Consider the following 12,683-nt stretch of genomic DNA (forward strand, 5'->3'; position numbering starts at 1 on the left):
TTTTATTGGTGGACGATGGAAAAACTTTGCCATTTCCACATTCTCAGGAGAGGACGGAATGAACAGTTGGTTAGCTAAGAATTTAAACATAAAAACCTTTGTCGGCTTATTTGCCCTAATTATGCTAATTTCTCTAGCGGTTAGCTGCCGGGAAGATGGTGGCGACACAGGAACAGAAGCATCTGGATCAGCTGAAGTGTCTGGCAATGCCCAAGCAATTGCCGATGCCCGAGGTTTAACCCCAGCAGATATTGAAGCAGCTCTCAAGACCTATACACCATCTGGTACCCATGATGATTACATTATGTTTGCCTCCGGCGGTCATTCCGGGCAAATCTATGTAATTGGTATGCCCTCAATGCGCATTATCAAGACCATTGCCGTCTTCACCCCAGAACCGTGGCAAGGGTATGGCTATGGTGCCGAAGGCACGATGGAAGTGCTGGCTGGTGGCAACATTGATGGCAGCAACATCACTTGGGGTGATACCCATCATCCAGCATTGAGTGAGACAGGTGGTGATTATGATGGTGAATTTGTTTTCATTAACGATAAGGCAAACGGCCGTGTCGCCGTCATCGACCTAAAAGACTTTGAAACCAAGCAAATTGTTAAGAATCCGCTTGCACTAGGCGATCATGGCGGCACATTTGTCACGCCAGATACCGAGTGGCTCATCGAAGGTGGTCAATACGGCTCCCCCTTGGGCTGGGAATACGCCTCGATTGCCGATTATCAAGAAGATTATCGCGGTATGGTCACGTTTTGGAAATTTGACCGGGCTTCCGGGCGTATTCTTGAAGATCAATCTTTTGCCATTGAACTGCCCCCCTATTGGCAAGACCTGTGCGACGCTGGCAAATTAGTTAGCGATGGCTGGGTCTTCTGCAACTCCTTTAATACAGAAATGGCGACGGGTGGTGTAGAAGACGGCGAACCACCTTTTGAGGCGGGTGCTTCGCAAAATGACATGGATTACATGCACGTTTTCAATCTGGATAAGGCCGTTGAAGTTGCCCAGTCTGGCAACACAATAGAGGTACGCGGCTTCCCGGTTATTCCTTTGGATACGGCCGTTGCCGAAGAACTGCTCTACTTTGTCCCCGAACCCAAAAGCCCACACGGTGTAGATGTAACACCTGATGGTGCTTACATGGTTGTTTCTGGTAAATTGGATCCTCACGTAAGCGTTTATAGCTTCGAGAAAATGCAGGACGCTATTGCTGCCGGTGGTTTTGAGTTTGACACCTATGGCGTACCCATCCTGGCCTTCGACGATGTGGTAGAAGTCCAAATTGAAGTGGGTTTAGGCCCGCTTCACACCCAATTCGATGACAAAGGGTATGCCTACACCAGCCTATTCCTGGAACCGTCCGTGGCTCGGTGGACGTTAGGCGGCAGCTTCTCTGACCTGCATGAAGAGGAAGATTGGACGTTAGTTCACAAAACACCTGTGCAATACAACGTCGGCCATATTGCTGCGGCTGAAGGGGACACGGTTAGCCCTGATGGACAATACCTGGTCTCGATGAATAAATGGGCCATTGATCGTTTCAACAACGTTGGGCCACTGCTGCCGCAAAACTTCCAATTGCTAGACATCGGTGCACCTGGCACAACCATGCCCGTGATTTATGATTTGCCCATTCCTGATGGGGAACCCCATTACGCCCAAATCATCAGGGCCGACAAGCTCTCTCCGTGGGAGGTTTACCCAGAAATTGGCTGGAACCCGCACACGGGTGAGATTGACGAAAACGTGGTGCAGCTTGGCGAAGAACGCATTGAACGCAATGGTAATCAGGTAGAAATCTGGATGACGGCCGTTCGCAGCCACTTCACCCCAGAGCATGTGGAAATCAAGCAGGGCGATCACGTTATTTGGCACATCACCAACGTGGAGCGTGCCTATGATGCCACGCACGGTTTCTCTATTCCGTACTACAATATTAACCTGAGCATTGAACCTGGTGAAGCTACCACATTTGAGTTTGACGCAACTGAAGATGGCGTGTTCGCTTACTATTGCACAGAATTCTGCTCAGCACTACACTTGGAAATGACAGGTTACATGATGATTGAGCCAAATGAGTAAGGATTTTCAATTTAATCTATACGCATTCTTAATCTAAACACTTCATGGAGGCCTGACAGGCGGGCGACAAGGTTACTACCCGCCTGTCAGGTCTGATCTTTTTACGAATATTATGAACATTATCAAGAATTTTGTCGGTCCACGTATGCCGAAAAATGACCGCAAGCGGTATTTGCTGCCAACGCTGCTTTTTGCCGTGGCGGCAGTTTTAATCTTCGTTTCCATTCCCCTGCCTTATTGGGAAATGGAACTACGGGCACCTCAATACCCGAATGGCTTGCACATTACAGCTTATGTCAACGAATTGACCGGAGATTTGTTTGAGATCAACGGGCTGAATCATTATATTGGGATGCGGCCGTTGGAAGAAGCGGCCCAACTTGAAAAATCTGTTAGCCGGATAGCCATTGGCTTACTGGCGCTGCTAACCTTGACCTCAATTTTTATCCACACAAAATGGGTTGTTTTGTTGGCTTTGCCAGCCATTTTAATGCCAATCCTGTTTTTGGCCGATTTGCAGTGGTGGATGGCGAAGTTTGGCACAGAATTAGACCCGAAAGCTCCTTTGAGCAGTGCCATTGAACCCTTTGTGCCGACTGTTTTAGGTCGAGGCGTGATCGCTCAATTTGAAACGATTGCTCTGCCAGGCACTGGACTTTATTTATCTACCCTGGCTTCAGTTCTGGTTATTGTGGGTCTTTATTTTCATCGCAAAGCGTATAAACCTTTGGTTGACGCTGAACTGGCTTCAGTGAGCGGTAATCAGTGAGCAGTAAACGTTGGCTGCGTCTAGTTTTTTGCTTTAGCTTGCTGCTGATTGCCTTTTTACTGTTTATGAACAGTCGGCCAGTGGTGGCTCAGGCTGGGGAGAATGGCACAATTACGGCCGCAGAGTTAGCAACGGCCGTTGCCCAAGCCCAGTCCGGTGACACCATCCAGGTAACGGGTGGCAGCTATCTTGGCTCCCTGCTTATTGACAAGCCTTTAACCCTCATCGGCTCTGATTGGCCCGTGATAGATGGGCAAAACGAGGGTACTGTCGTCAACATTCAAGCCCCCAACGTTACCATTCGCGGCTTTGTTATTCAAAATAGCGGACACGTTTTAGATCAGGAAAATTCTGGTGTCGCCGTCGAAGCAGAAAACGCACTGCTGGAAGACAACCGCTTTGAAAACACCCTCTTTGGCATCTATTTACGCCAAGCCCACGGTACCATTATTCGTAATAACCAAATTACGAGTAAAGATTTAGATGTTCCGCGCCGAGGCGATCCGATTCGCGTTTGGTACAGTAACGATGTTTTGATTGAAAACAACGTCATTACCAAAGGACGTGATGTTGTTTTATGGTATTCAGAGCGGTTGACCATTCGTAATAATGATGTCAGTGACGGCCGTTACGGGCTGCATTTCATGTATTGTGACGATGCGATTATTAGCCAAAACAGGCTGCTCGATAATTCGGTTGGCGCATTTATGATGTACAGCCGACGGGTGAATTTGATCAACAACACCATTTCCGGCAACCGAGGGCCGAGTGGCTACGGCATTGGGCTAAAGGATATGGACGATGCCGTCCTCATCGACAACCTATTTCTCGATAACCGCATTGGTGCCCATTTAGACACCTCACCCCGCGAAGTCGACAGCGTTGGGCAGTTTAGCGGCAATGTTTTTGCCTACAACGATATTGGTGTAGAGATGCTGCCTTCTGTGCGCCATAACGAGTTTGCTGGCAACAGTTTTGTAGAAAATGAAGAGCAGGTCTCAATTGCCGGTGGCGGTGGTCTTTTTCAGGCGAACAGCTGGACGGTCGGCGGTGAGGGCAATTTCTGGAGCGACTATGCTGGTTTCGATGTGGACGCCGACGGACAGGGCGACATCGAGTACAAATCGGAGCGTTTATTTGAAAACTTGATGGAGCAAGAGCCATCGTTGCGTCTATTTTTGTACAGTCCCTCTACGAATGCGATTGATTTTGCGGCGAAGGCGTTCCCCGCCGTGCGGCCAAGCCCAAAACTGGTAGATGAACGGCCGCTTATGACACCTTCTATCCCCACCGATGCCCCAGCCTTACCCCAACCCGATAACCAAGGTTGGTTATGGGCAACGCTGGTACTGCTGCTCCTGGCTGTAGGGCTTGCCGTGCTGCCCAGGCTGCATTGGCGACGCTACCGGTTTGAAAGATTGGATATTTGATGATTAAAGTAACAAAACTCACGAAAAAATTTGGCAAAATAACGGCCGTAGATAACCTCTCATTCACGGTAGAAGCAGGTGAAGCCGTTGCCTTTTGGGGTGCTAATGGGGCAGGCAAGACTACCGCCCTGCGTTGCCTGCTGCACCTCATCCCGTATGAAGGTCAAATTGCCATCAACGATCTCGATGTGCGCCAGCAGGGCAAGGCTGTACGCCGCCTGGTTGGCTTTGTACCGCAGGAATTAAACTTCCATGATGACATGAACGTGGCAGACACGCTCTCCTTTTATGCTCGGCTGAAAAAAGTACCTACAGATCATGATTTTTCACCACTGCTAACCCGCCTGGATTTGCAAACTCACTTAACCAAGCCAGTGGGAGATTTGTCTGGCGGGCTGAAACAGCGTTTAGCCTTGGCTTTGGCCTTACTGGCCGAACCACCCATCCTCATGCTGGACGAGCCGACCGCCAACCTGGACATTCGCGCCCGAGAAGATTTTCTGATGCTGCTCTTGGACTTTAAGCGGGACGGCAAAACGCTGGTTTTCACCTCGCATCGTTTTGAGGAAATTACCGCATTGGCGGATCGGGTGTTGCTGCTGGAAGCGGGGAAATTGATTATTGATGCGCCGCCGCATCAGGTAGAAAAACAGCTTGGCCTGGAATCAACCCTCCATCTTTACCTGGCCGATTTGGAAATTGACACCGCCTTGGAAACGCTCAGTGCTCACAAAATGCCCGTCAGCAGAAACGGCCGTGGCGTGCGCGTTCAGGTATCCCCTGGAGAAAAAGGCAAGGTCCTGCGTCTTTTGCACGAAGCCGACATCACCATTGATGATTTTACGATTGAATAACCCACAACAACCTTATGATTGATTCTGAAAACATCCTCATTTTAGCCCAAAAAGAGCTGCGCGATGCCCAGCGGAATCGCTGGTTTGGCCTTTATACCGTTGCCTTCGCTGGTTTATCATTGGCCTTGGCCTGGATGGCACTGTCTGGCACGGGTGATTATGGTTTGGCTGGGTTCGGCCGTACGAGTGCCAGCTTAATCAATATGGTGCTGATGATTGTCCCCTTGATGGGCTTGACGCTAGGTGCACTTAGCCTGGCGGGCGAACGGGAAAACGGTACGCTACTCTATCTCCTGGCCCAACCTATCAACCAAATGGAAATGTTGTTGGGCAAATTTTTTGGCCTGTCACTGGCTTTACTGGCGGCTCTAGGATTAGGGTTTGGCCTAACCGGTCTGTTGATTGCCATTCAGGGTGGCGGAACTGATTTTGGCGTGTTCCTCACGCTCATTCTGCTGTCGTTTTTGTTGGCAATTGTGAGCTTGAGTTTGGGCTTTTTAATTTCCGCAGCAGTGCATAAGGGGGCAACGGCCGTTGGCATCGCCCTTTTCCTCTGGCTCATCCTCGTCTTCTTTGGCGATTTGGGCGTGATGGGGACAGCCCTTGTTTTACAGATCAACGTGAGCCAGCTCTTTGCCCTGACCCTGGTGAACCCGCTGCAGCTATTTAAGATTGCGGCCGTTTTAGACCTGCGCCAGAATTTGGAAGTATTGGGGCCAGCAGGCATCTATGCTTTTCGTACTTACGGCACACAGCTATTTCCAGCGTTGATTGGGCTGCTCCTGCTGTGGGTGATTTTCCCATTTGGCATCGCCACCCAAGTCTTCAAACGGAGAGGAATTTTATAATGATGAATGACAAACGATGGCGAATAAAAGGTCATCATCCTTTGTACATCCTATTAAGCCTTTTGTTGTCTGCTTTTTTCTTAGCAGGCTGCAGCCCATCTGCAAATATGGATGAACCGCCAGAGATTATTTATGGGCAAGACGTGTGTGATGAATGCAGCATGATTATCAATGAGGAACGCTTTGCCGCTTCCTATGTTACAAAATCCGGGGAGATACGCCGTTTCGATGACATAGGCAACATGTTGCTCTATGACCACAAACATCAGGAAGATGTACACGTTTATTGGGTACATGATTTCGACGCTAAAGAGTGGCTCAAAGCGACTGATGCTTTCTTTGTATTGAATGATGATTTAGTGACGCCGATGGGCTGGGGGTTAGCTGCCTTTGCTACACAAGAACAGGCAGATGCCTACGTTGCTGAACACGACGGCGTGATTGCCGATTTTGCCATGCTACAGCAAGAAATTGCCGACGGCAATATTGATCCGTCCACTCTTTCATCACATCAACATGACGAGGACATGGATCATGAGATGGACAGTGTTGACGAGTAAATAGAATGCAATTTTAACAATTCGGTAGTGACATACAGTTATGGTCATTCCCTTGCTATTGCGCCGTAAGCAACCATCTACGCAATATGCTAAAGTCAAAAATAATTTAAGTGGAGAGTTTTATGAAAACGAAAAATACATTTTGGTTCATCTTAATGATACTGCTGCTTGTTGGGCTGGCCGCCTGCGGTGGTGGCGGTGATGATCGCGCTGACTCAGCTGACTCCTCTGCCGATGAGGAAACGGCGGTTGTCAGCACAGGCGATCCAGAAGCAGGGAAGCAGCAATATGATCAAGTTTGCATTGCCTGCCACGGGCCAGGCGGTGAGGGCATTGAAGGGCTGGGCAAACCATTTACCACCAGCGACTTTTTGCAAGAAACGAATGATGAGGAAATGCTGGAATTCATCAAAGTTGGCCGTCCTTCTGGAGACCCCTTGAATACAACTGGCGTGGACATGCCGCCCAAGGGGGGCAATCCAGCCCTAACCGATGAACAAATTTTGGACATCATTGCTTATGTGCGGACATTGCAATAATTCATAGTATGTGAAACGTGGTTTGGGTTAATTTGACTCAAATCACGTTTCATACATTAATCAATCCCTGCCCAGATCAACCCCATACCCAAACCAACCAACAGCCAAACGGCCGTCCACAGCGGCAGCACGTTCCACACCCAGGCAATCTCCGCCTGGGTGAATTCCGGGCCGTGGGCGTGCAGGCCAGTTTTGACCGCCATGAAGACAAAGGTGAGCAAGCCACTGCCTGCGCCCAACAAGCCGCCGGAAACGGCCGTTACCACCACACCCACTCCGCGCCCCACCGTCTTACCCCCCAACCACCGCTGCCAGCCATGCCCCAACAGTAAAACGGCCGTTGCCGTCCCCATGACAATCACCTGTACCAAGGCACCTTCCAGAGGAATCCAGACGGCCGTATACACAATCCACACCAGCAACAGCAGCTTCAATCCCGGTATCTTTTGCGGAAAAGTCATATGAGCAATCCTTAAACAAGCGTAAGTGGACGGCAGTCAACATTAGAAATTTGGGGTATTATCCCCAGCATTATTTTACCCAAATTGCAACATTGGCAATCTGCCCCGAAACCCCAAAAGATGACTCTCTAAAATCTCTGTGGGCTCTGTGGCAAATAATCATTTGGAGGTAACTATGACAAATGCAATCATTGTGGGCGATGGGCCTGGTGGCCTAAGCTGTGCCCTGTTTTTAGCCAAAAATGGCATCGAAACCACAATCTTTGGCCAAGACAATACCGCTATGCACTACGCCCTGCTATACAACTACTTGGGTATCCCCAAAATCTTGGGCAGTGATTTCCAGAAAATTGCGCGGCAGCAGGTGCTTGATTTTGGGGCCAAGCTGGCAGATGCGTTGGTCACCGAAGTGGCCAAAAGCGACGATGGCTTTCGCGTCACCACAGAGGATGGCACCACCCACACCGCTAAATATGTGGTGCTGGCTGAGGGCAAGGGCGTAAAGCTGAACCAAAGTTTGGGCTTAACCAAAGAAGGGCGCAGCGTGGAAGTGGATCGGAATGGAAGAACGGCCGTTCCCGGCCTCTATGCCGTGGGTCGCAGCACCAAAATGAACCGCAGCCAGGCCATTATCTCCGCCGGCGAGGGTGCCTCCACCGCGCTAGACATCCTCTCCACCGAAGCAGGCCGCGACGTCCTAGATTACGATTCACCACCGAAAGAGTAACCAGTCAGTCGATATTCAGTAAGTCAGTGTTCAATTTTTACAGATTACTGACCTACTGTTAACTGAATACTGATTACGGTAGCGGCGTTGGCGTCACCAACACATACCCCTTCGGTATTTCCTGCTGATAAGGTTCCACCGTTGGGGGAATATCCTCGGTGAAAATCACATTTTCAAATCCCAACCCCTGCATAAAGGTCAGCATAAACTCCTGGGCGTTGTAATTGGCAACTTCCAACAAGTCCGTCTCATAAGCCTCTTCACGCAAGACGGCTTCAGCCTCTTGCCGCACTGTTGTCTCTAGCTGCGGGTCTACGCTGGCAAACAGGCCCGTGTCCCGGTCCAGCACGCGGGAGGATTCCGTGTTTAGCAGGGGTAAATCATCAAAAAGGGTGGCGGGCGGCAGGTGAACCATCACCGTGGTAGGATCAACCACCTGAATGTCGGCAGGGGTCATGTTGGCAAAATCGACGCCAGCCACCGCCAGTCCATGTGCCTCAAAGATAAGCGTTTCGCCGAGCATCCCCCACATAATGTCATTGTTTCGCTCGGCAATGATGTTTTTCTCCAGCTCCATCGAGGCAGTTTCCAGCCGCGCCAAATCATTGATCTGGCGGACGATGGTGGTAGAGCTGGGCAATACCACTGGCGTAGCAGGCAGCACAAGCTGCTGCACAAAGTCGCCAATTGGCTGGGCGACGGTTTGGGCTTTGTTCACCGTGGCCACAAAAGTGTAGGCGGCAATAGCTCCCATCACAAAAAAGATAATTAAAAAGAGGTAGGCTAACTTCCTTAGCATTTTTCTACTCCTGAGAAATTTGCGGTTTTGCTGCAAATTTCGCACATCTACCATTACTTTGACACACTTTTAGACAGGCGCGTCACACGTTAGAACGTAAAAACGGCCGTTTTCGTTGCAAAAACTGGTACCTTTGGGTAAAGATTGGCCACAGGGTAGGCTAACAAAAACACCTACGTGCTTGACTTCACACGCCGCTTTCATCACAATTCCCCTCATGATTATAGCGAGTTGTCTGCTCACCCTGGAATTGGCAGGCGTCTTCTCCTTAAAAGAGAAACGCAGCATTGTTAAATCAGTTCTCAAGCGAATGCCACAAAAGTTCAACGTGGCGGTGGCTGAAGTGGATCATCAAGATGTGTGGGGAACGGCCGTTATTGCCCTGGTCACCGTCGGCAACGACACCGCCCGCCTGCACAGCCAGTTACAAAAAGCAATCTCCTGGCTAGAACACCACCGCCCAGATGCACCCATTGCCGATTATGAAATTGAGATTCTCACCTGAGCAAGTGATGTTTAAGAATTACAGTCTAACAACCAGAGTCACTACTATTTTGGTGAGTATAACCCTTTTGGTTTTTGTGGGAATCTGCCTTGGCGGATGGTTTCTCTTTAAAGAAATCACAACATCCCCGTTTAGAAAAGCATTACCTGCTACGGCGGAGGAAGTTCACGAATGGAGCTGGAATGAACCCGGTCCTTTATCTCAAGATTTTTCTTATATGCTTGCAGCAAGGATCAGTAACCAGGATTTTATGAACTACGTAGATCAGTTCGATTTGTCACCATACGATCAACAAATGGACGTTAATGCTCCATCATGGTCTTCCGGTCAACAACTCAATGATGACATTTTAGATTGGTGGACACCCACAGAAAGCACTGAAGGTACATATGTTTATGCAACTGGCAGTTACTGGATATATGCAAAGCACGAAAACGGCTATCTATTCTTATATGCGTACAATATTTGAATATTGCTTTCAGTCAAACTGTTTGGATTCTTTCTAGCTCTTAAAAGTTTAAAAATCAGTTTGGTAACGTAGAGTGGGCATCGTTTACACAAAGATGGCATTCGGTATAATCAGCCGCATGGAACAATTGGCAGCGTTAAAGCGTATACAAACTATGGTTAAACAAAACGCCTCAAAAATCCGGTTTTTACTCCTGTTTTCTCTCTTTTTTGCCATCTTTGCGGTTTTGGCAGTGCCTGCAGCCGCGCAAGACGAAGACAATGGCATCACCCTGGACGTTTCTGTGGGATTTGATAGCTATTACAAAAGCGACTATTGGATTCCTGTGCAGGTGATAGCTGCCAACAGCGGGGCCGCTGTTGAAGGGTATGTCGAAATTTTGGTGCGAGAAAGTGGCTCTCAGGAACGAACGCCGTATCGCAGCCCCATCAGCCTGCCCACACAATCAAACAAGCGCGTCATACTTTACATTAAAGCCCCGGCAGCAACAGGTACGCTAGCGCTGGCGCTGCACCAAAATGATGGAACCTTAGTGGCCGAAGCCAGCAGCGGTAGCCTGAGTCGTCTGGGAGCAACGTCTGATCTGCTCTACGGCGTGGTTAGCCCCGACGCGGCCGAGTTTGCCTTTTTGGAGCGTATTCCCGGCAGCCGCGCCGATGCGGCCGTGGCCCTGCTTACTTTGGATGATTTGCCAGAAACGGCCGTTGCCTGGAGTGCCCTCGATGTATTGATTCTCAATGACACCGACACAAGCCAGCTAACCAGCCAGCAGCGCACCGCACTCGAAGTTTGGCTAAAGAATAGCGGTCAGCTTATCGTCACTGGCGGGGCAAATTGGCAAAAAACGGCCGCTTCTCTCACTGATCTCCTGCCTGTCACCATAGACGGCAGCCGCTCTGTGGACGATCTGCCCGGTTTGCGCGAGCGAATCGGCATTCCATTTCGCGATCCCGGCCCGTACGTGGTGGCCACCAGCAGCTTACGCAATGGTGAGCTTATTTTCCGCCAGGACGAGCTGCCACTGCTGGCGCGGCAATCAGTCGGGCGCGGTTCCGTCTACTTTTTAGCCTTAGACCCTCGTCTGGCTCCCCTACTGGATTGGGACGGCAGTGAGGCTATTTGGGCCGCCATTGCCAGCCGCGTGCCAGACCTGAGCAGTTGGGGGTTAGGGCCGCAAAACAGTTATGCGGCTGCGGAAGCTGTTACCAGCTTGCCCGCGCTTACCTTGCCCAGCATTTTGCAACTTATTGGCTTTTTGTTGGTTTACACAGTGGTGGTAGGGCCACTAAATTACTGGATTTTGAAGCGGCGCAGGCAGCTAGAGCGCGCCTGGATCACGATTCCGACCTTGGTACTCATATTTAGTGCGGTCACCTATTTCACGGGGTTTCAGCTACGCGGCAACGACACCATCATCAACCAGATTTCGGTAGCGTACAGTCAGACCGATGCGGAACAGGCCGATGTGTACAGCCTGCTGGGTCTCTACTCACCAACTCGCAGAACATACGATTTGGTGCTGCCGCAAAACGCTTTGGCACGGCCGTTTAGCCAAAACTTCGGCGCACCGTTTAACAATGATGAAGCGGATATTGGAGCCATCACCTACGGCAACGAGGTGACAATCTCTGACGTGCGGGTAGATATTGGCGATGTTTCAGTGTTTCTGGCAGAGAGTGCCGTGCCGGCGGTGGATGTGAGCGGCTCAGCCACGCTGACCATTGAAGGCAACAGCCTGATCTTGGCACTGGACGTGCTAAACAACAGTGAGATCACGCTGGAAACAGTCTCCATCCTGGTGGGCAACCGAGCACTGGCGGTGGGTGAAATTGGCCCTAGTGAGCGCACAACGCTTTCTCTGCCAATGGGAACCGCCAGCAGCAGTGGCCCAACTGGTGGAACTGGAGGGATCGTGTTTAGCGGCGGCTTTAGCTCTAACGCGCCGCTTTCTGCCAATGCAGACACCATTCTTGGCTCGTTTGATTATTACAACGACCGGGAACTGTACCCCCGCTGGCAGCTGCTACAGGCGTTGGAGAGCAGCAATTTTGGTGGGCCGGGTACATTTGCCGTTCCGCAAGAAACGGCCGTCCTCATCGCTTGGTCCAACGAACCCCAAATTGGGGCCAGCCTGGGTGATGGTGCGTTCAACAGCGAAAGCACCACCCTGTACCTGATTGAGATCCCATTAGAGCAAAATTTAGTAAGCGGCCGTAACATCAGCATTCCTATCTCCCTGCTCAATTGGGAACCAATGGGCAATAACAACGTGTATAACCCCACCATCCAAGATTTGTACCTGAACGGTGGCTGGGTAGAGTTTTCTTACACGCCGTGGCCTGAACTGCAAAACATGGAAGTAACAAGTCTGGGATTCTCGCTGACCCAGCAATTTGAAGACCCAACGCAGCTGCCACCGGATATGCAAATTTGGGATTTTGAACAGAATACCTGGCAATTCATTGGCACGCCGGTTTGGGGTACAAATGAGATCGCCGAATTTGCCCCATACATCGGCCCCAATAATGAAGTGCGCCTACGGCTAGAGGATACCAACAGCCAGTTTGGCCTGGGTATTGGCGAAGTCTACCCAATTTTGACCGGCAGTTTGGACGGATAAATTACTT

Annotated in this window: 13 protein-coding genes; 11 read left to right on the forward strand and 2 right to left on the reverse strand. The window is 50.2% G+C overall.

Going from position 1 to position 12,683, the window contains the following annotated elements; all coding sequences use genetic code 11:
• Positions 1 to 58: 58 nt before the first annotated feature.
• The 7 genes from nosZ to ACOQPU_RS13800 all read left to right on the forward strand — a co-directional run bounded on the left by nosZ (position 59) and on the right by ACOQPU_RS13800 (position 7,095).
• Positions 59 to 2,095 (forward strand): Sec-dependent nitrous-oxide reductase, encoded by a 2,037-nt coding sequence (gene nosZ, locus ACOQPU_RS13770; RefSeq protein ID WP_420645668.1) that lies wholly within the window; start codon positions 59 to 61, stop codon positions 2,093 to 2,095.
• 145 nt (positions 2,096 to 2,240) lie between these two features.
• Positions 2,241 to 2,864, forward strand: coding sequence for a cytochrome C (locus ACOQPU_RS13775; RefSeq protein ID WP_420645669.1), 624 nt, complete (start codon positions 2,241 to 2,243; stop codon positions 2,862 to 2,864).
• Positions 2,861 to 4,294 carry a nitrous oxide reductase family maturation protein NosD gene (locus ACOQPU_RS13780; RefSeq protein ID WP_420645670.1) on the forward strand — a complete coding sequence of 478 codons (1,434 nt, stop codon included), beginning with the start codon at positions 2,861 to 2,863 and terminating at the stop codon, positions 4,292 to 4,294. The genes ACOQPU_RS13775 and ACOQPU_RS13780 overlap by 4 nt, the downstream gene beginning before the upstream one ends.
• Positions 4,294 to 5,148 carry an ABC transporter ATP-binding protein gene (locus tag ACOQPU_RS13785; RefSeq protein ID WP_420645671.1) on the forward strand — a complete coding sequence of 285 codons (855 nt, stop codon included), beginning with the start codon at positions 4,294 to 4,296 and terminating at the stop codon, positions 5,146 to 5,148. Before ACOQPU_RS13780 ends, ACOQPU_RS13785 begins: the two co-directional genes overlap by 1 nt.
• Before the next feature lie 14 nt (positions 5,149 to 5,162).
• Positions 5,163 to 5,996 carry an ABC transporter permease gene (locus ACOQPU_RS13790; protein WP_420645672.1) on the forward strand — a complete coding sequence of 278 codons (834 nt, stop codon included), beginning with the start codon at positions 5,163 to 5,165 and terminating at the stop codon, positions 5,994 to 5,996.
• A gap of 107 nt (positions 5,997 to 6,103) precedes the next feature.
• A complete protein-coding gene (locus tag ACOQPU_RS13795; RefSeq protein ID WP_420645673.1) occupies positions 6,104 to 6,556 on the forward strand; it encodes a nitrous oxide reductase accessory protein NosL in 453 nt (150 codons plus the stop codon).
• Between the two features lie 122 nt (positions 6,557 to 6,678).
• On the forward strand, positions 6,679 to 7,095 hold the full coding sequence (locus ACOQPU_RS13800) for a c-type cytochrome (RefSeq protein ID WP_420645674.1): 417 nt from the start codon (positions 6,679 to 6,681) through the stop codon (positions 7,093 to 7,095).
• Between the two features lie 56 nt (positions 7,096 to 7,151).
• On the opposite strand, the gene ACOQPU_RS13805 is transcribed toward ACOQPU_RS13800, so the two are convergent.
• Positions 7,152 to 7,556, reverse strand: coding sequence for a hypothetical protein (locus ACOQPU_RS13805; RefSeq protein WP_420645675.1), 405 nt, complete (start codon positions 7,554 to 7,556; stop codon positions 7,152 to 7,154).
• A gap of 175 nt (positions 7,557 to 7,731) precedes the next feature.
• Here ACOQPU_RS13805 and ACOQPU_RS13810 point away from each other — a divergent pair, with 175 nt between their 5' ends.
• Entirely contained in the window at positions 7,732 to 8,283 is a 552-nt protein-coding gene (locus ACOQPU_RS13810) for an FAD-dependent oxidoreductase (RefSeq protein ID WP_420645676.1), read from the forward strand.
• Positions 8,284 to 8,356: 73 nt separating this feature from the next.
• Here the strand turns inward: ACOQPU_RS13810 and ACOQPU_RS13815 are convergent, their stop codons facing one another.
• Positions 8,357 to 9,082 (reverse strand): DUF4230 domain-containing protein, encoded by a 726-nt coding sequence (locus ACOQPU_RS13815; RefSeq protein WP_420645677.1) that lies wholly within the window; start codon positions 9,080 to 9,082, stop codon positions 8,357 to 8,359.
• Between the two features lie 217 nt (positions 9,083 to 9,299).
• Between ACOQPU_RS13815 and ACOQPU_RS13820 the strand changes: the two genes are divergently transcribed.
• From ACOQPU_RS13820 to ACOQPU_RS13830, 3 genes are all read left to right on the forward strand, one after another.
• The gene (locus ACOQPU_RS13820) at positions 9,300 to 9,587 is read left to right on the forward strand and encodes a DUF503 domain-containing protein (RefSeq protein WP_420645678.1); all 288 of its coding nucleotides are present in this window, start codon (positions 9,300 to 9,302) and stop codon (positions 9,585 to 9,587) included.
• 7 nt (positions 9,588 to 9,594) lie between these two features.
• Positions 9,595 to 10,056 carry a hypothetical protein gene (locus ACOQPU_RS13825; RefSeq protein ID WP_420645679.1) on the forward strand — a complete coding sequence of 154 codons (462 nt, stop codon included), beginning with the start codon at positions 9,595 to 9,597 and terminating at the stop codon, positions 10,054 to 10,056.
• 154 nt (positions 10,057 to 10,210) lie between these two features.
• On the forward strand, positions 10,211 to 12,676 hold the full coding sequence (locus ACOQPU_RS13830) for a DUF7408 domain-containing protein (RefSeq protein ID WP_420645680.1): 2,466 nt from the start codon (positions 10,211 to 10,213) through the stop codon (positions 12,674 to 12,676).
• Positions 12,677 to 12,683 lie beyond the last annotated feature (7 nt).

It is taken from the genome of Candidatus Leptofilum sp. (assembly GCF_965223285.1).
Classification (GTDB): Bacteria; Chloroflexota; Anaerolineae; order Promineifilales; family Promineifilaceae; genus Leptofilum.

Excerpts from the sequence above, each read along its gene's own strand:
- ACOQPU_RS13805 (WP_420645675.1), bottom strand. The coding sequence starts at position 7,556 with ATGACTTTTCCGCAAAAGATACCGGGATTGAAGCTGCTGTTGCTGGTG.
- ACOQPU_RS13795 (WP_420645673.1), top strand. The coding sequence starts at position 6,104 with ATGGATGAACCGCCAGAGATTATTTATGGGCAAGACGTGTGTGATGAA.
- ACOQPU_RS13820 (WP_420645678.1), top strand. The coding sequence starts at position 9,300 with ATGATTATAGCGAGTTGTCTGCTCACCCTGGAATTGGCAGGCGTCTTC.
- ACOQPU_RS13810 (WP_420645676.1), top strand. The coding sequence starts at position 7,732 with ATGACAAATGCAATCATTGTGGGCGATGGGCCTGGTGGCCTAAGCTGT.
- ACOQPU_RS13830 (WP_420645680.1), top strand. The coding sequence starts at position 10,211 with ATGGTTAAACAAAACGCCTCAAAAATCCGGTTTTTACTCCTGTTTTCT.
- ACOQPU_RS13790 (WP_420645672.1), top strand. The coding sequence starts at position 5,163 with ATGATTGATTCTGAAAACATCCTCATTTTAGCCCAAAAAGAGCTGCGC.
- ACOQPU_RS13815 (WP_420645677.1), bottom strand. The coding sequence starts at position 9,082 with ATGCTAAGGAAGTTAGCCTACCTCTTTTTAATTATCTTTTTTGTGATG.
- nosZ (WP_420645668.1), top strand. The coding sequence starts at position 59 with ATGAACAGTTGGTTAGCTAAGAATTTAAACATAAAAACCTTTGTCGGC.
- ACOQPU_RS13825 (WP_420645679.1), top strand. The coding sequence starts at position 9,595 with ATGTTTAAGAATTACAGTCTAACAACCAGAGTCACTACTATTTTGGTG.
- ACOQPU_RS13785 (WP_420645671.1), top strand. The coding sequence starts at position 4,294 with ATGATTAAAGTAACAAAACTCACGAAAAAATTTGGCAAAATAACGGCC.
- ACOQPU_RS13775 (WP_420645669.1), top strand. The coding sequence starts at position 2,241 with ATGCCGAAAAATGACCGCAAGCGGTATTTGCTGCCAACGCTGCTTTTT.
- ACOQPU_RS13800 (WP_420645674.1), top strand. The coding sequence starts at position 6,679 with ATGAAAACGAAAAATACATTTTGGTTCATCTTAATGATACTGCTGCTT.